We start from the raw sequence: 16841 nt of genomic DNA on the forward strand, positions 1-16841 counted from the left end.
GAAAAGGAAGGGCCATGTCACCCTCTCCGAGTTATATCGATCGGGAGCGCGGTAGGACAGGCCACGCGACCGGACGCGATCACTGATGGCCGACGAGGAACTCGCCAAGGACCTCGGACTGCTGTCGGCGCTCACGATCGGGATCGGGACGATGATCGGCGCGGGCATCTTCGTCCTGCCCGGCGCGGCCGTCAGCATCGCCGGGCCGCTCGCGGCCGCGTCGTTCGTTCTCGGCGGCGTCATCGCGCTGTTCACCGCGCTCTCGGCGAGCGAACTCGGCACGGCGATGCCGAAGTCCGGCGGCGCGTACTTCTACATCAACCGCGCGCTCGGGCCGCTGTTCGGGTCGATCGCCGGCTGGGGCAACTGGATCGGCCTGACGTTCGCCTCGGCATTCTACATGTTCGGCTTCGGCGAGTACGTCGCCGCGTTCGTCTCCGTGCCCGGCATCGGCCTCGGCGCCCTCGCGCTCTCGGGCCCGGAGATCGTCGCGTTGCTGGGGGCGGGCTTCTTCGTCGGCGTCAACTACGTCGGCGCAAAGGAGACCGGCAGGCTCCAGAACGTCATCGTCGTGACGCTGCTCGGGATCCTCGTCGTGTTCACGCTGTTCGGCGTGCTGAACGCCGACCTCGAGACGCTTCGCCCGCTCGCACCCGACGGCTACGCGGCTCTGCTCCCGGTCACGGGGCTGATCTTCGTCTCGTATCTCGGCTTCGTCCAGATCACCTCGGTCGCGGAGGAGATCAAGAATCCCGGGAAGAACCTCCCGATCGCGGTCGTCGGCAGCGTCGTGATCGTGACGGCGATCTACGCGCTGGTGTTGCTCGCGGTGCTCGCGGCGGTGCCCAACTCGCTCGTCGCCGACAACGACACCGCGGTCGTGCAGGTCGCGGAACTCCTCATCGGGCCGCTGGGCGGGGCGGCGATGCTGTTCGGGGGCCTGCTGGCGACGGCCTCCTCGGCGAACGCCTCGATCCTCTCGTCGTCGCGGATCAACTTCGCGATGGGCCGCGAGAAGATCGTCAGCCCGCAGTTGAACGAGATCCACCCGAAGTTCGGGACGCCGTATCGCTCGATCGCGATCACCGGGGCGTTGATCCTGCTGTTCATCGTCGTCGGCGACCTCGAACTGCTGGCGACGGCCGGGAGCGTCCTCCACCTGGTCGTCTACGGCCTGCTGAACGTCGCGCTGGTCGTCATGCGCGAGGCCCAGCCCTCGGGCTACGACCCCGACTTCACCGTTCCTCTTTACCCGATCACGCCCGTACTAGGCGCCGTGCTCTCCTTTGCCCTGATCGGCTTCATCGAACCGGTCGTGATCGTCCTCTGTGGGGTGTTCGTCGTCTTCGCGGCGGTCTGGTACCTGGTCTACGCCCGGACCAAGACCGAACACGAGGGGGTCCTCTCGGAGTTCATCCTCTCGCGCTCGGAGGAGATGCCCGACGCCGCGGTCTCGGCCGCCGAGAGCGTCAAACCCGAGGCCGCGGACTACCGGGTGATGGTCCCGCTCGCGAACCCCCGGACCGAGGAGCACCTCATCACGCTCGGGAGCATCGCCGCGAGGGCGAACGGGGGGACGGTCCACGCCGTCCACATCGTGCAGGTGCCCGATCAGGTGCCGCTGTCGGCCGCCGCCGACCACATCGACGAACTCGACGCCGGGTCGTCGACGCTGCTCGAACGCGCCCGTGAGAACGCCGAGACGTTCGGCGTGCCCGTCGAGACCCACACGCTCGTCTCCCATCGCGGGTTCGAGGAGGTGTTCGACGCCGCCCGGACCTACGAGGCCGACCTGACGATCATGGGCTGGAGCGAGGACGCCCACTGGTCGCCCGGCCGCGCCGAGAGCGCGTTCGACGAACTCGCCCACGACCTGCCGTGTGACTTCCTCGTGTTCAACGACCGCGGGTTCGACCCCTCGCGGGTGCTCGTGCCGACCGCCGGGGGACCGGACTCGGACCTGAGCGCCGAGGCCGCACGCCTGCTCCGCGAGGAGTACGGTTCCGAGGTCACGCTGTTGCACGTCGTCGACGACGAGGACGAACGCGCCGAGGGCGAGGCGTTCCTCGAGGAGTGGTCCGTCGATAACGGCCTCTCGGCGGCCGAGTTCCGGGTCGACACGTCGGGCGACGTCGAGGGCTCCATCGAGCGGGCGGCCGCCGAGCACACCATGGTGCTGATCGGGGCGACCGAGCGCGGCCTGCTCTCGCGGCTCGTCCGGGGGTCGCTCGCCTACGACGTCATCGAGGACCTCGACTGCTCGGTGCTGCTCGCCGAACGCAAGTCCGAGCGGTCGCTGCGCGATCGGCTGTTCGGAACCAGCCCATCGGACGACTGATCGACGGTCGTCGGTCCGTCGATGTAGTCGTCCTGACCGTGACAGTCGGCCCGTTCGCCAGCGCGAGTCGTCCTTCCCCGACGCCCTCCAACCAGCGACTTACGGGTGTCTCCGTATCCGAACGAACCGTCCGACGGGCGATCGACGCGGATTCGCCACGGACCCCGGACCGGGCTCGGCGACGACCTCAGGTGGATTCGTCGAGTACGTGGAACGCCGCCCAGATCGCCCAGAGAACGACGATGATCCCGACGACGACGAGTTCCCGACGGACGAGCAGGTCACCCGTTATCCGGAGTACGGTGTACTCGAAGAGGATGTATGTAGCCAACACGGCAATGACGTCCCAGACCGACCGCGGGTTTCTGATGCTCGGTCGTCTCATTCTCGGTCGAGAGGACGGGGAAGCACGAGAACCGGATACCGGGTCTCGTTGATGAGCTTCCAGCCGGGATCGCCCGACAGCAACGCCACCAATCGGCCCTTCGGTCGCGGGACGAACGCGATACAGTCGACGTCGCCGTCCTTCGCAGCCTCGAAGATCGTCCCGACGAGGTCTCTCCCGTCCCGTATCTCCGTCTCGACGGTAACCGTCGACCCATCGAAGGCCTCCTCGACGGTCGCCAGCGTGTTTCTCCCGTGTTCCTCTAGCTGTTCGATCGACGCCGCCGCTGGACCTCCCGCTCGCCTCTCGACGACGTACAGCGCGATGATCTCCGCGCCGTCCTCGCTCAGGTGTGGACGGAGGGCGGTACACGTCCGTTTCGCATCGTCCTCGGTGGCGACCGGAAGCAGTACTCGGTCGACGGTCGGTCGGGTCATGTGTTATCGAAAGGTCGATGGGTGGTAGCTGGCGATCGACGTGGCGCCGCACTGTGAGCACCTCTCGGGTTTCGTGTCGAACGACGTCCCGCAGCGGCGACACTCGTACACCATCGGATCATCACCGCTCACGAGGTGAACGAGCACGGGAAGTCGTTTTCGCAGGGTATCGAGGAGGGTCATGATGAGCCGTTTGACGGAGTGTGGTCACGACGCTTCCTCGCCGAGAAACGCGTCCAGTGCGCCATCGTCGATCCCGGCTTGAGCGAAGACCGTCACGACGTCGTCCGACCGAATCTCCGTGTCACCATGCGGGGTGAGGACGGTCCCCTCCCGTTCGATCGTGATGATGAGGACGTCCTCGTCCAGCAAGTCCCGTCGACCGGCCTCCTGGAGCGTGAGACCGGCTACCGGCGCGTCGGTACGGACGGTCACCTCGACGACTTCGGAATCGCCGGCGAGGCTGATGAAATCCGTCGGCGGTTTCAGCGGTTGGTCGTCGGGCCCGAACGGTGCGTAGGGTACGTCCCACTCGTTTTGAACCAGCACCTCGTCCTCGATTTCGACCCCGAGTTCCGCGATCGACCGGCCGATCCGATGGAGGTCGTCGGTGTCCGTTCCGATCGCGAGCACGTGGAGATTCATCCGCCCGCCGATCAACTCGCGGACGTTGATCACGCCGGGGAGGGCCCGTACCTGTTGGGCGATCACTTCACGCTTCTCGAACGGCGCGTTACACATGAACAGGTTCGTGAGCCGGCCGTTGATGCGCTCGAAATCGACCTTCGCGTGGTAGCCCGTGAGGATACCGTGTTCTTTGAGGCGGCGAATACGGTTCCGGATGGTTCCGGCGGAGACGTTCACTTCCTCCGCGATCATCGGCGCGGACGTCTCCCGTGCGTCGGCCATCAGCGCGTGGATGATGCGCCGGTCGATCTCGTCGACCCGATACGACGAGTCGGTTCGCGTTTCGCGGGGCCATTCGTGCATGCCGCTCTGATGGCGATACAGCACTAAATATGTGTGTGATTTTTGGATCCGTAACTTCTCTCACGAATAATGTGTATCCGCCAATCGAATCGTCGTGTTTATCCTTTTGGATCCTCTCGATAGGTGTATGAGTCCTCCCGTTCCGCAGGGGACCTGACCGCCTCGATCATCACCGGAGTGCTACCAACGATACAATGACCACTAGTGATCAGGAGCTCGCGAAGGATCTCGGACTGTTGTCCGCACTGACGATCGGTATCGGGACGATGATCGGCGCGGGCATCTTCGTCCTGCCCGGCGTCGCCGCCCAAGAGGCCGGACCCATAGTCGTTGTTTCGTTCGTCGTCGGTGGAATGGTCGCACTGGTCAACGCCTTCTCTGTCGCCGAACTCGGCACCGCGATGCCGAAGGCCGGCGGCGCGTACTACTGGATCAATCGTGCGCTCGGTCCCGTGTTCGGATCGATCGCCGGCATGGGCGACTGGATGGGCCTCGCGTTCGCGAGCGCCTTCTACTGCATCGGCTTCGGCGGCTACCTCACCACGTTCGTCCCGCTACCGAGCGTGCTCTTCCTGTCCGATGTCCAGCTCGGCGCGCTACTCGCAGGGGTGACGTTCGTCGGCATCAACTACATCGGCGCGAAGGAGACGGGTGGTGTCCAGAGCGTTATCGTCTTGATTCTGCTGGGAATCCTCGCGGTTTTCTCGATCGGTGGCTTCCTCACCTTCGATTACGCGACGCTCGTCGGTGATGGCGGGCTGGCACCGTTCGGATCAGATGCGATCCTGCCTGCGACCGCGCTCGTGTTCGTCTCGTTTCTGGGCTATGCGAAGATCGCTACCGTCGCCGAGGAGCTCAAAAACCCCGGACGAAACCTCCCGATCGCGGTTATCGGCAGCGTCGCGCTCGTCACCGTGATCTACGCGGTGCTCGTGACGGTGATGGTCGGAGTCGTTCCGTGGCCCGATCTCAGCCTCGAAACGCCGGTCGCACAGGCCGCGGACGTCGCCTTCGCCGATGTCGGCCTTCCGGCCGTCATCGTCGCTGGAGTCGCGTCGATGATGACACTCGGCGCACTGCTCGCGACGGCCTCCTCGGCGAACGCCTCGATCCTCGCGTCGGCCCGGATCAATTTCGCGATGGGACGCGATAAACTGATTAGCGACGCCCTGAACGAGATCCACACGAAGTTCGCCACTCCCTATCGGTCGATCCTCGTCACCGGTGCGATCATCGTCGTTCTCATTGCTGGGCTCGGCAACGACCTCGAAATCCTCGCGAAAGCAGCGAGCGTCCTCCACCTCATCGTCTATGCGCTGATGAACGTCGCATTGATCGTGTTTCGTCGGGCCGATATCCCCGAGTACGATCCCGACTTCACCGTGCCACTCTATCCGATCACGCCGATCGCCGGGGCGATACTCTCGCTCGCGCTGATCGGCTTCATGGCTCCCGTCGAGATCGCACTCTCGGCGCTCTTCGTCGTCGGCGCGATCGCGTGGTTCTTCATCTATGCTCGGGCCGAAACCGAACAGCAGGGGCTCCTCGGCCAGTACATCCTCTCGCGGGCGGATGAACTGCCCGACGCCGCGGTCTCGGCGGCCGAGACGGTCCAGCCAGAGGCCGCGGACTACCGGGTGATGGTCCCGCTCGCGAACCCACGGACCGAGAGCAATTTGATCTCGCTCGCGAGCACGCTCGCGAAGGCGAACGACGGCGTCGTCCACGCCGTCCACGTCGTCCAGGTTCCCGACCAGACCCCGCTCCAGCAGGGGTCGAAACACGTCGATCGGATCGACGCCGAGTCGAGCAAACTCCTCGACGCCGCCCGCGAGGACGCGGAGACGTTCGGCGCGCCCGTCGAGACCACGACGATCGTCTCCCACGAGTCGTTCGAGGAGGTGTTCGACGCCGCTCGACGGACCGAGGCGGACACCGTCGTGATGGGCTGGAGCGAGGACCGCCCGTGGGCCGCCGGCCGCGCCGAGAGCGCGTTCGACGAACTCGCCTACGACCTGCCGTGTGACTTCCTCGTCCTCAAAGACAGGGACCTCGGCGTCGATCGGGTGCTCGTGCCGACCGCCGGGGGACCGGACTCGGACCTGAGCGCCGAGGTCGCCCGGACGCTTCGCGATGGGGTCGGCTCGGCGATCGCGCTGTTGTACGTCGTCGACGGTCCCGAGGAGCGCGCGGAGGGCGAGGCGTTCCTCCGAGACTGGGCGGCCGGCCATGACCTCTCGGGCGCGGAGATCCTGATCGACGACTCGGGCGACGTCGAGGGGGCGATCGGCCGTGCCGCGGCCGAACGCGACCTCGTGATCATCGGGGCGACCGAGCGCGGCCTGCTCTCGCGGCTCGTCCGGGGGTCGCTCGTCTTCGACGTGGTCGACGAGGTCGAGTGTTCCGTGTTGCTCGCCGAACGCCCCTCGAAGCGCTCGATCCGCGAGCGCCTGTTCGGCTCGGGTAGCGACTCGGACGACTGAGGACCCACCGGGAGTTCGTCGTGGAGCGGGTCGCTCGTCGCACCCCGGCGATTCGCCCCTACGATCACGCGTAGGACGTGAAGGCGTCCGCGTACTGCGCGAACCGAACATTGATCGTCCGGGCAGTCGCGGCCCGCGCCCCCGTAGCGACTCGTAGCCGTTCGAACGGCGTTTTCCGGGCGATCCCCCGGTGTCTAACCCTCTCTATACTGAATCCTGAAAATATCCGGATTATATTTTCCTATCAAAAATATAATCCGCGTTAATTTTTCACCCAGTAACCTATATGGGTGGCGGAACTGTAGGAGGGTGTGAGATGCAGATCCTGATCATCGGAGCGGGAGACGTGGGGTCGAACGTCGCTCGTGACCTCTCCGAGTCCCACGATCTCACGATCATCGACCGCGATGCGGAGCGGGTCGGCGAACTGACCGCGCATCTGGACGCGACGGGGGTCGTCGACGACGGTCGATCGCTGACGGCGCTCCGGGAGGCGGGGCTCGAACGGGCGGACGTCGTCATCGCGAGCACCGACAACGACGCGACCAACGTGATGGTCTGCAACGCCGCAGAGCGTGTCGGGGACCCGCACACGATCGCCAGGGTCAAGGACGTCGGACTGTTCCGGGCCTGGCAGTCCTCGGAGAGCGGGTTCGGCGTCGATACGATGCTGGACATCGATCTGCTCGCCGCTCGAGCGCTCGTCCGAACCATCACGTTGCCGGGCGCTCGGGACGTCGGGATGTTCGCCGACGGCCAGGCGGAGGTCGCCGAGTTCCGGGTGGGCGAGGACACGCCGGTCACGAACCGGACCGTCGCGGAGGCCGACAGCTATCCGTCGTTGACCTTCGCCGCCATCGTCCGCGGGGACGACGTCCTCATTCCCGACGGTGAGACTGTCATCGAGCCGGGCGACGACCTCGTCGTCATCGGGAGTCAGTCGGCCGTCTCCAGGTTCGCGGCCGACGTCTCCGATCGCCCGGCGCCGGAACCGGACGACGAGATCATGGTCGTCGGCGGTGACCCGTTGGGCTATCAGATCGCCCGGCTGTTCGAGGAGCGCGACCTGAGTACCCGGGTCGTGGAGCGGGATCCGGAGCGAGTCACGTGGCTCAGGGATCGACTCCGGGAGTCGACGGTCCTCGAGGTCGACGCGACGGACGTCGAGGAGTTCGGAAAGGAGCGACTCGCGGACGTCGATTTCGTGGTCGGTGCGGTCGACGACGACACGAACTACCTGCTAGCGCAACTGGCCCGGGAGCTCGGAACCGCCCGGACGGCCGCGATCGTCGACGACTCGCGGGTCCTCGATCTGTTCGAGGAGAGCGGCCTCGATCTGGTGGTCCACCCCGAGGACATCATCGCGGGGGAGATCCTCGAGAGGGTCTACCGGCGCCGCGCCGAGGGAGTCAGCGTCCTCGAACACGACAGCGCCGAGGTGCTCGAGATCGTCGTCGACACCGAGAGCATTCTGGCCGGGGATTCCCTCGCTGACGTCGCCCATCACCTGCCGTCGGGGTTCGTGATCGGGGCGGTCATTCGAGGGGGAACGCTTCGAACGCCGCGTGGGGGGACCATCATCCAGACCGGGGACCGAGTGATCGCGTTCGTCGATAGCGAGGTGGTCTCCGAGGTGGCCGAGAAGATCTGATCCCGGGGTCGTGTACCGTTCTCGAGAACGCCCCTCTCGATTCCGTTGATTATCGGCTCGAACGCCGATAGAGCGCAGAAACCGCCGTCTCTCACGGGTATCGGTGCCAGCCCGCCCGACCGTCGCGCTTTTCCTCCCCGAGGCGCTCTCTCGGGTATGGCCCGGTACCACATCGAGACCTACGGCTGCACCTCGAACCGCGGCGAGAGCCGCGCGATCGAGTCCGCGCTGCGCGACGCCGGGCACTACCGGGCGAAGGGTCCCGAAACTGCCGATGTCGCCATCCTCAACACCTGTACGGTGGTCGAGAAGACCGAGACGAACATGCTGCGGCGGGCGCGGGAACTGGAGGAGGAGACCGCCGATCTGATCGTCACGGGCTGTATGGCGCTGGCCCAGGGCGAGGAGTTCGCCGACATCGACGCCCGCGTGCTGCACTGGGACGAGGTGCCACAGGCCGCCCTGAACGGCGAGTGTCCCACGCCCGGCCCCGGCGTCGAGCCCGTTCTCGATGGCGTCGTCGGCATCCTCCCGATCGCCCGGGGCTGCATGTCGAACTGCTCGTACTGCATCACCAAGCACGCCACCGGGCGGGTCGAGTCCCCGAGCGTCGAGGAGAACGTCGAGAAGGCCCGCGCGCTGGTGCATGCCGGCGCGAAGGAGATCCGGGTTACGGGTCAGGACACCGGCGTCTACGGGTGGGATACGGGGGAAAGAAAGCTCCCCGAACTGCTCTCCCGGATCTGTGCGATCGAGGGCGACTTTCGGGTGCGACTGGGCATGGCCAATCCGGGGGGCATCCACGGGATCCACGAGGAGCTAGTGGAGGTGTTCGCCGCGAACGGGAAGCTCTACGACTTCATACACGCGCCGGTCCAGTCGGGAAGCGACGACGTCCTCGAGGAGATGCGCCGTCAGCATCGAGTAGGCAAATTCCGGGAGGTCGTCGAGACCTTCGACCGCGAACTCGACTACTGGACGCTTTCAACTGATTTCATCGTCGGCTTCCCCACCGAGACCGAGGCCGACCACGAACTGAGCATGGACCTGCTTCGAACCGTTCGCCCCGAGAAGGTCAACGTCACCCGCTTCTCGAAGCGCCCGAAGACCGACGCCGCCGAGATGAAGGGCCTCGGCGGGCAGATCAAGAAGAATCGGTCAAAAGCGATGAGCGAGCTCAAGCGAGAGATCGTCGGCGAGGTCTACGAGGGAATGGTCGGCGACCGTCGAGAGGTGCTCTGTGTCGAACCCGGCACCGGCGACTCGGTGAAGTGCCGGGACTCGGCCTACCGGCAGGTGATCGTCCGGAACGCCTCGGAGCACGGAGTCGAACCGGGCGACTTTTTGGAGGTAGAGATCACCGCCAACGAGACGATGTACGCGTTCGGGACGCCCGTTTAGCGCTCGTCCGAGTCGCGATCGTACGGACCGCCACCGCGGAGTTCGACGCCGACCTCCCCGTCGAGTTCGGTCGCCGCCGCACCGCTCAGGTCGATCTCGGCCTCCCGGAGGCGTGCCGCGATCTCGCGGGCGTACTCCGAACGCACCCTGGCGAACGCCGCACGCGTCGGGTCGGCGATCCAGACCCGGGCCGACAGTCCGACCCCGCCGTCGATTCCCGTGACCCTGACCGACGGCTCCGGCATATCGAGCACCTCCGGGTGGTCCTCGGCGGCGCTCACGAGCACCGAGACGGCGGCATCGAGGTCGTCGCCGTGGCCGAGTTCGAGCGGGAGTTCGATCCGGAGGCGGTCGTTCAACACGGGGTTGACGACGGCCGTCGTCGTGAGCGCGGCGTTCGGGACGGTGACGACCTCGTTGTCGAACGTCCGCACGCGCGTCGCGCGGAAGCTGATGTCCTCGATGGTCCCCTCGCCGCCCTCCCAGCGGATCCAGTCGCCGATGTTGAACTTCGGGTCGGTGACGATGAAGACGCCGCTGACGACGTTGCCGACGACGTCCTGGGCGGCGAAGCCGAGCGCGACCGTCAGCGCCGCGACGACGATCGCCGAGCGATCCAGCAGGTGGCCCAGTCCGGCGACCCACAGCCCGGCGACGACGCTCGCGACGACCACGGAGACCGCGAGCACCTGCTGGAGCCCCCGTCGGAGCGTCGGCTCCGTGTTCCGAAGCTCCATCAGGTAGCCCGCAGCGGGTTCGACCGCGAACCGACCGAGGGCGTACACCAGCGCGAACGTGAGGAGGAACGTCGCGACGTTGTCGACGAGCGTCGCGTACGTCGAAAGCAGCTCCGTGAGACGGGGGACGATCACGCATCCCCGAAGGGATCGCTCCCCCTCAAACCTTCGCCCGGCACGCCGCTCCAACGGTCGATTCGGCGGGCGGTCAGCCGTCGCCGTCGAACTCCAGTAGCCGGTCGGCCGCCTCGTCCTCCTTCCACTCGCCGAGTTCCTTCGGGTCGATGTGGACGAACACGTCGTCGATCTCGGGGAGGTCGCGCACCGCTCGAACGATCTCCGTCTCGATCTCGTGGGCCTCCAGGAGGGTGCGCTCGCCCTCGACCTCGATGTGCAGCGAGACGTCGATCTCGGGGCCGACGTAGTGGGCGACCACGTCGTGGACGCCCTCGACGTCGGGATGGGCGATGGTCCGGCGGACGATCTCGGCGTGGAGGTCCTCGGGCGGCGCGCGGCCGATGAGGTAGTCGACGTTGTCCCGCAGGACCTCCCACCCGGTGTAGAAGATCCCGATCGAGACGATCACGGCGGCCAGTGGATCGAGGACGGGATAGCCCGCGCGGGCACCGACGACGCCGACGAGCGCGGCGCCGACCGTCAGGACGTCGTTTCTGCTGTCGAGGCCGGTTGCGACGAGCGCGGGCGAGTTGTAGTCGTTGCCGGCGCGAAGGCAGTACCGATAGAGGCCGAGTTTCACGACGCCGGCCCCCAGGAGGACGACGACCGCGGCGGGGCCGGTCGTGACGGCGACCTGCCCGGAGTACAGCGCGCGGGCGGCCTGCCAGAGGATCACGCCGCCCGCGGCGAAGATGGCGATGGCGATGAACAGCGAGACGAGCGGTTCGATGCGCTCGTGGCCGTGGGGGTGGTCCGTATCCGGCGGCTGGGTCGTCAGGTAGAGCCCCGCGAGGATGACGAAGCTGTAGATCACGTCCGTGAGGCTGTTGACCGCCTCGGACCCGACCGCGAGGCTCCCCGTTTGAAACCAGACGACGGCCTTCGCGACGACGAGCCCCAGGTTCGCTCCGAGGACCAGGAAGCCGACCCTGCGCACCGCCGAGGCCCGGTTCACACCGGGAGATTCACGACGGGCGGGTAAATGGCCTTCGGGCTACCCGAACCGGATCGCCCGCCCGCTCTCGTCGCTTTCGTGGGCGCCCTCCAGTTCCCCGAAGGCCCCGTGGAGCCGGTCGTACGTCTCCTCGAGCGCCTCGACGATCACCTTCGTGTCGCCGATCACCGGCATGAAGTTCGTATCGCCCTCCCAGCGCGGGACGACGTGGGCGTGGAGGTGGTCCTCGATCGACCCGCCCGCGCCGCGGCCGAAGTTGTAGCCCGCGTTGACCCCGTCGGGCGCGAACGCCGCCTCGATCGCACGCAGGGTCCGCTGTTTCAGCCGGGCGTGATCGAGCAGTTCGTCCTCGGGGAGGGCCGCGTACTCGCCGGTGTGGCGCTTCGGGATCACCATGACGTGACCCGGGTTGTAGGGGTAGTTGTTCAGGAGGGCGAACGCGTGGTCGCTGCGGGCGACGACGCGGTTCTCCCGGTCGGCGTCCTCGGCCTCGAACGCACAGAACACGCAGTCGACCTCGGGGTTCTTCTCGTCGCGTTCGACCCACTCGATCCGCCACGGGGCGAATACCTGCTCCATGCTTCCGCGTTGGCGAGCACGCCCTTATACTATCGGCCGTCGCTCACCCCCTCCGGCGGCCGTTTACGGGAACGTCGACCGGCGCCCACGCCCCGCCATACATATATTATTACTTATCTAAAAAAGATAGATTTTTTTATGATTAGCGCTAGTAAGGACGTAATGGCCGCCAAAGAACGGTCCCCCCAGACGATGAACGAGTGGTGTGCGATCTGTGGTCGAGAGACCGAGCACGCCGTCTCGCTCGAGATCCGAACGGAAGGAACGAACCCCGAGACCGCCCACTACTCGCGCGAGCCGTACCGCCTCACCCGCTGTTTCGGCTGTGGCGAGCGCCGGAGCCAACGGATGAACAACGCGTAAGGGGTCGTACCGTCGCCTCGCTCGTCGCCCGCGACCGGTGACGTTCTCCACGCCCTCCGTTCGGCCACGGTGTCCACCGACGCTCAGCGAGTGGTCACCTCACAGCCGTCCTCGGTGACGATGACGGTGTGCTCCTTCTGGCTCACCAGACGTCCGTCGTCCTCCTTCAGGACCGGGTAGCCGTGGACGAGACCCTGGGTCTTCAGGCGGCGAAGCGCCATGTTCGGCCGGGCGGTGTCGAGCCACCGGGCGGCGAAGGGCAGCGTCCGGAACTCCTCGGTGATCTGCTCTAAGGCCTCGCGTGCCCCCCGGTCGCGCACCGATCCCTCGCGTTCGAGCGCGAAGATCTCCTCGTCGGTGCCCTCGGTGACCTTGCCGCTGCCGTCGGTGGCGAACGGCTCGATCGCGACCACGTCACCGACTTCGAGGGTCGTGCTCTGGGAGACGGCTCTGTTGGGAATGCTCGGTTCGGTGTGCTGGTCCCAGTGGCCCAGGCCGTGTCCGGAGAGGTTCACGACGGGGTTGAAGCCGTAGCCCTCGATGACCTCCTCGATCGTCCCCCCGAGGTCGCCGGTCTCGACGCCCGGTTCGACGAGGTCGATCGCGGCCTCCAGGGCCTCCTCGGGGGCCTCGGCGAGGTCCGCGGTGCCCGAGAGGTCGACGGTGATCGCGGTGTCGGCCAGCCAGCCGTCGACGTGGACGCCGATGTCGAGGTTGATCATCTCCTCGCCGAACGTCGAGTCGTCGTCGGCGCTCGGGGTCGCGTGGGCGGCCTCCTCGTCGATCGAGATGTTCACGGGAAAGGCGGGTTCGCCGCCGAGTTCGCGGATGCGGTCCTCGGCGTACTCCGCCACGTCGAGGTGGCTCGCGCCGACCTCCACCCGGTCGGCGGCCTCCTCGCGGACCTGCGCGAGGATCTCGCCCGCCTCGCGGTGGTTCTCGTGTGCCTCGCTTCCCAGTTCGATGCGGCTGCTGGTCATGGACGCGCTTCGGACGAGCGATCCAAAGCCCTTGCGTTGCGCGTTTCGAGGCCGCTGTTGTTGTGGCGGTTGGCGGTGCGGTGGCCGGCGCGAGCGGGATCGCCACCTCCGGCGATCCCGTAAGCGGGGCGGGGAAGGGCTGGCGTCCCCGAAAGCGGCGCGTAACCGCGCGCCGCGACTCGGCGGTGCCTGGCGGTCTCCGAAAACCGCCGGTTTTCGGGAGACCGCGGGAACGCGGTTCCCGCGGACCTCGCGGTGGCGGAGCCACCGCTCAGCCCAGAAAGGCCGCGAAGCGGCCTTTCTTAGGGAAATGAAAAGGGCGAGACTGACCCGCCAGGGTCAGCCGAGGGCTTTCGTTTGCATGAGCTCGCTGTTGTAGGCGCTGCCCGTCTCGCCCCCCCGATCGCAGACGATGACCCCCGCCGTCGAGTCGGTTACCTCTTCGAACTCGGCGATGGCGCGGTCGGCCGCCTCCTGTGGGGTCGCCCCGTCCTCCAGGTGAGAGACGGCGAGCCTCGAGAGGGTCACGCGGGCGATGTCCTCGCCCGCGCCCGTGGCGCTCGCGCCGCCCGCGGGGGTACAGTAGAACCCGCTTCCGATCTGGGGGACGTCCCCCACGCGCCCGGCCAGCGCGAGCCAGCGCCCGCCGGTGGAGGTCGCCGCCGCCACCCCGTCGCCGTCGCTGGCGACCGCCCCCACCGTGTCGTGATCCCACGGGTCACTGCTCGCTGAGCTTTGCTCAGCGGTGTCGTGATCTAGTTCATTGCCTTCAGAGTCGTCGGTCTCGCCGAACCGGTCCTCGATCCACGCGAGCTGCTCGCGCGGCCCACCCTCGGGCGGTTCCGATTCGTCCCACCGCTCGCGCGTGCGCGAGGACCAGAGCGATTCCTCGACGCCGATCCCGTAGTCGGCGGCGAAGTCGACGGCGTGGACGCCCGAGAGCAGGACGTGGGGCGTCTCCTCCATTACTTTTCGAGCCACCTCGACCGCGTGGGTCACGCCGGGCATCGAGCAGGCCGCGCCCGCCTCCCGGCGATCGGTCATGATCCCGGCATCGGTCCTGCCGATCCCATCGCTCTGGACCGCGCCGCCGACCCCGGCGTTGAACCTCGGGGAGGCCTCCAGAACCCGGATCGCCGCACAGACCGCGTCGACCGGCGTCGCCGAGTTCGTCCCCGTTCGCGCGGCCTCGTCGAGAACCGCCCCTCTCGCCTCGGGTTCCTCCGGTGTGCTCCCGGCACCGCCGTGGACGATCACGTTCATATCCCGCGGTCATATCCGACCGGCTTAACGCTACCCATCCCCCCGCTGGTCGAAACCAGAAAACATATGATATCTGAACATACATGATGAGTTAGAAGATCGAAGGGGGTTCTCGGGTCGACGCAGTCTGGTGGTTACCGGCGGGTAAGCGGGGCCGGTAACGCACATGTTAGCTGAATTATATATGTCTCCCTGGACCAGCTATGGGTGTACTCGGAGCCCACCGATGAACACTCAAACCCTCAATCCCACGCTCGCCGCACAGTTCGGAACGCCCACCGACGCCGAAGGGTACGACATCGACGCCGACGCCTTCGGAGAGGCCGACGAACGCGAACTCGCCCGGTTCATGGCCGAACGGACCTGCCTCGGGTTCATCTACCACGACCGACGCGAGTACGAGGCCGCCGTCGAGGCGTTCTACCACGTCGACCGCCACCAGTTCGCCCACCTCACGGACGAGGAGGCACGCGAGGCCGCGAGAGCGCTCACCGACGCCTTCTGGGCGAAGGACGACGTCGAGCAGGATCACATCGACGGCGCCGACGTCGATCCCGCGCTCGACGACGCCGACTGGAGCCCCGTCGAGGAGGCGCTTTCCCGTCGTGCCGAGATCGTCGGCATGGACGACGAATACGCCCCCAAGACGACCGAGGCGTGGCGAAACCACAAGACTGGCGGGGACTACTGGACGCCGACGATGGCCGCCCAGCGCCACGAGATCGCGGCGGCGATCGGCGACTACGAGGAGAAGCCCAAGTACGGCCGGTCGGGCTACGGCCACCTCACGGCCCGCTATCTCGTGGGCCTCGAACTCCACGACATGCACACCGAGCGCCACTGGAAGGAGGCCGCGGGCGTGATGGCCGACTACTATCGCGAGATCCTCGGCGCACAGGAGGCCGACCGATGAGCGCGAGCGACCGGACGTTCGACGACGCGATCGCCGAGGCGAAGGCGCTTCTCGAAGGCCACGCCGACGCCGAATACGAGGCGCTCCCCCCGAGCGCGAAGGCGAACTACCAGGAGGCGCTGGAGTTCCTCCTGCGGCTCGAGTCGTCCCTCGACTCCGAACGCGACGGGGCCGACGACTCGCGCTCCCCGTCGGATCGGGGGCTGGACGGGAGCGACGAGGGCGGGGATGCGGGTTTCGACCTCGACTGCGACCTCGAATCGACGATGGGCGACGACGGGACCGTGGTGGGCCCGTTCGGCGGACACGACGTCGTCGTTTACGATCCCGCCGGCGGCGAGGGCCAGTGGATCTCGATGGACTACGACGCGACGGTGTCGATCGAGCGGATGCGATAACTCGAATCGGTGGGCTGGTGGCCTCGACGGCCGCCGAGCGGACTTTTCAGCGTTCGAACGCCGGCGGGAGCCCCGTGTGTTTGATGCCGATCCGATCGTCGACGACGAACCGATAGACCCCGTTTTTCACCCCGTTTTCGGCCCGTTCGAACAGATCCGGCCGCCACGCCGTGTCCAGAACGTCCGCGAGGCCCTCCGTCTCGTCGTCCGAAACGCGCTCGATCGTACCCGTGAGGAGGACGCTCTCCCAGTTGAACGGGGTATCGGCGCTGTAGACGAGGAAACTGGCGGTCTCCGCTCGATCGCTCAGCCGTTTCTTCCGGCTCTCCGAGCCGACGTAGGTGAAGTAGAGGTGCGAGTCCCCGTCGAACCCGAACGACAACGGCACCAGATACGGCGTCCCGTCCGTCGGGAGTCCGAGCACCCCGACCCGCTGGTTCGACAGGAACTGGCGGATCCCCGTCTCGTCCATCCGGGCCATCCCGTACGCTTCGAGCTCTTCGAGACCCATACGGAACCGTCGACGCCGGAGGGGTTGAGGCTGCCGTCGATTGGCAGCCCGTGGGAACCGCCGCCGCGTATTAATACCCCGTCTTCCTCCCGTATCTCGCCGACGGAACCGCCTTCTCGACCCCTGTGACCGGCTGACGCACGGAGGGTGTTCGAACACGGAATAGCAGGTCTTTTACCGTCGTTCGCCGACCGACTAGACGATATGAGCTACGAGCGAGTCGACGTCCCCGACGAGGGTCAGGCCATCGAATTCGACGGCGACCACCTGACCGTCCCCG

16 protein-coding genes are annotated in these 16841 nt (G+C 66.7%); 7 read left to right on the plus strand and 9 right to left on the minus strand.

The window, feature by feature from the left end; genetic code table 11:
* Positions 1 to 85 precede the first annotated feature (85 nt).
* A complete protein-coding gene (locus QRT08_RS12075) occupies positions 86 to 2338 on the plus strand; it encodes an amino acid permease (protein WP_286046208.1) in 2253 nt (750 codons plus the stop codon).
* A gap of 187 nt (positions 2339 to 2525) precedes the next feature.
* On the opposite strand, the gene QRT08_RS12080 is transcribed toward QRT08_RS12075, so the two are convergent.
* The 3 genes from QRT08_RS12080 to QRT08_RS12090 form a co-directional block, all read right to left on the minus strand.
* A complete protein-coding gene (locus QRT08_RS12080; RefSeq protein WP_286046209.1) occupies positions 2526 to 2723 on the minus strand; it encodes a hypothetical protein in 198 nt (65 codons plus the stop codon).
* Complete coding sequence (locus tag QRT08_RS12085; protein WP_286046210.1) at positions 2720 to 3160, minus strand: universal stress protein; 441 nt, start codon at positions 3158 to 3160, stop codon at positions 2720 to 2722. The genes QRT08_RS12080 and QRT08_RS12085 overlap by 4 nt, the downstream gene beginning before the upstream one ends.
* A gap of 207 nt (positions 3161 to 3367) precedes the next feature.
* Positions 3368 to 4150: an Lrp/AsnC family transcriptional regulator gene (locus QRT08_RS12090; protein WP_286046211.1), complete on the minus strand. Its 783-nt coding sequence runs from the start codon at positions 4148 to 4150 to the stop codon at positions 3368 to 3370.
* 194 nt (positions 4151 to 4344) lie between these two features.
* On the opposite strand from QRT08_RS12090, the gene QRT08_RS12095 reads away from it, so the two are divergent.
* The 3 genes from QRT08_RS12095 to QRT08_RS12105 all read left to right on the plus strand — a co-directional run bounded on the left by QRT08_RS12095 (position 4345) and on the right by QRT08_RS12105 (position 9685).
* Positions 4345 to 6633 carry an amino acid permease gene (locus tag QRT08_RS12095; protein WP_286046212.1) on the plus strand — a complete coding sequence of 763 codons (2289 nt, stop codon included), beginning with the start codon at positions 4345 to 4347 and terminating at the stop codon, positions 6631 to 6633.
* A 316-nt stretch (positions 6634 to 6949) separates the two neighbouring features.
* On the plus strand, positions 6950 to 8284 hold the full coding sequence (trkA, locus tag QRT08_RS12100; protein ID WP_286046213.1) for a Trk system potassium transporter TrkA: 1335 nt from the start codon (positions 6950 to 6952) through the stop codon (positions 8282 to 8284).
* A 156-nt stretch (positions 8285 to 8440) separates the two neighbouring features.
* Entirely contained in the window at positions 8441 to 9685 is a 1245-nt protein-coding gene (locus QRT08_RS12105) for a tRNA (N(6)-L-threonylcarbamoyladenosine(37)-C(2))-methylthiotransferase (RefSeq protein ID WP_286046214.1), read from the plus strand.
* On the opposite strand, the gene QRT08_RS12110 is transcribed toward QRT08_RS12105, so the two are convergent.
* The 3 genes from QRT08_RS12110 to QRT08_RS12120 all read right to left on the minus strand — a co-directional run bounded on the left by QRT08_RS12110 (position 9682) and on the right by QRT08_RS12120 (position 12133).
* Complete coding sequence (locus QRT08_RS12110) at positions 9682 to 10557, minus strand: mechanosensitive ion channel family protein (RefSeq protein ID WP_286046215.1); 876 nt, start codon at positions 10555 to 10557, stop codon at positions 9682 to 9684. The two genes, QRT08_RS12105 and QRT08_RS12110, sit on opposite strands and share 4 nt — an antisense overlap.
* Positions 10558 to 10630: 73 nt before the next feature.
* On the minus strand, positions 10631 to 11554 hold the full coding sequence (locus QRT08_RS12115; protein WP_286046216.1) for a cation diffusion facilitator family transporter: 924 nt from the start codon (positions 11552 to 11554) through the stop codon (positions 10631 to 10633).
* A gap of 39 nt (positions 11555 to 11593) precedes the next feature.
* Complete coding sequence (locus QRT08_RS12120) at positions 11594 to 12133, minus strand: HIT family protein (protein ID WP_286046217.1); 540 nt, start codon at positions 12131 to 12133, stop codon at positions 11594 to 11596.
* Between the two features lie 162 nt (positions 12134 to 12295).
* On the opposite strand from QRT08_RS12120, the gene QRT08_RS12125 reads away from it, so the two are divergent.
* A complete protein-coding gene (locus QRT08_RS12125) occupies positions 12296 to 12496 on the plus strand; it encodes a DUF7835 family putative zinc beta-ribbon protein (protein WP_286046218.1) in 201 nt (66 codons plus the stop codon).
* An 83-nt stretch (positions 12497 to 12579) separates the two neighbouring features.
* On the opposite strand, the gene map is transcribed toward QRT08_RS12125, so the two are convergent.
* Together map and QRT08_RS12135 are read right to left on the minus strand one after the other, a co-directional pair.
* Positions 12580 to 13476 (minus strand): type II methionyl aminopeptidase, encoded by an 897-nt coding sequence (gene map, locus QRT08_RS12130; RefSeq protein WP_286046219.1) that lies wholly within the window; start codon positions 13474 to 13476, stop codon positions 12580 to 12582.
* A gap of 339 nt (positions 13477 to 13815) precedes the next feature.
* Positions 13816 to 14739: an isoaspartyl peptidase/L-asparaginase gene (locus QRT08_RS12135; protein ID WP_286046220.1), complete on the minus strand. Its 924-nt coding sequence runs from the start codon at positions 14737 to 14739 to the stop codon at positions 13816 to 13818.
* A gap of 226 nt (positions 14740 to 14965) precedes the next feature.
* Here QRT08_RS12135 and QRT08_RS12140 point away from each other — a divergent pair, with 226 nt between their 5' ends.
* The gene (locus tag QRT08_RS12140; protein WP_286046221.1) at positions 14966 to 15652 is read left to right on the plus strand and encodes a hypothetical protein; all 687 of its coding nucleotides are present in this window, start codon (positions 14966 to 14968) and stop codon (positions 15650 to 15652) included.
* A complete protein-coding gene (locus QRT08_RS12145; RefSeq protein WP_286046222.1) occupies positions 15649 to 16050 on the plus strand; it encodes a hypothetical protein in 402 nt (133 codons plus the stop codon). The genes QRT08_RS12140 and QRT08_RS12145 overlap by 4 nt, the downstream gene beginning before the upstream one ends.
* A 46-nt stretch (positions 16051 to 16096) precedes the next feature.
* Here QRT08_RS12145 and QRT08_RS12150 read toward each other — a convergent pair whose 3' ends face one another.
* Positions 16097 to 16561 (minus strand): pyridoxamine 5'-phosphate oxidase family protein, encoded by a 465-nt coding sequence (locus tag QRT08_RS12150; RefSeq protein WP_286046223.1) that lies wholly within the window; start codon positions 16559 to 16561, stop codon positions 16097 to 16099.
* Positions 16562 to 16841 lie beyond the last annotated feature (280 nt).

It is taken from the genome of Halalkalicoccus sp. NIPERK01 (assembly GCF_030287405.1).
In the GTDB taxonomy this organism is placed as follows: Archaea; Halobacteriota; Halobacteria; order Halobacteriales; family Halalkalicoccaceae; genus Halalkalicoccus.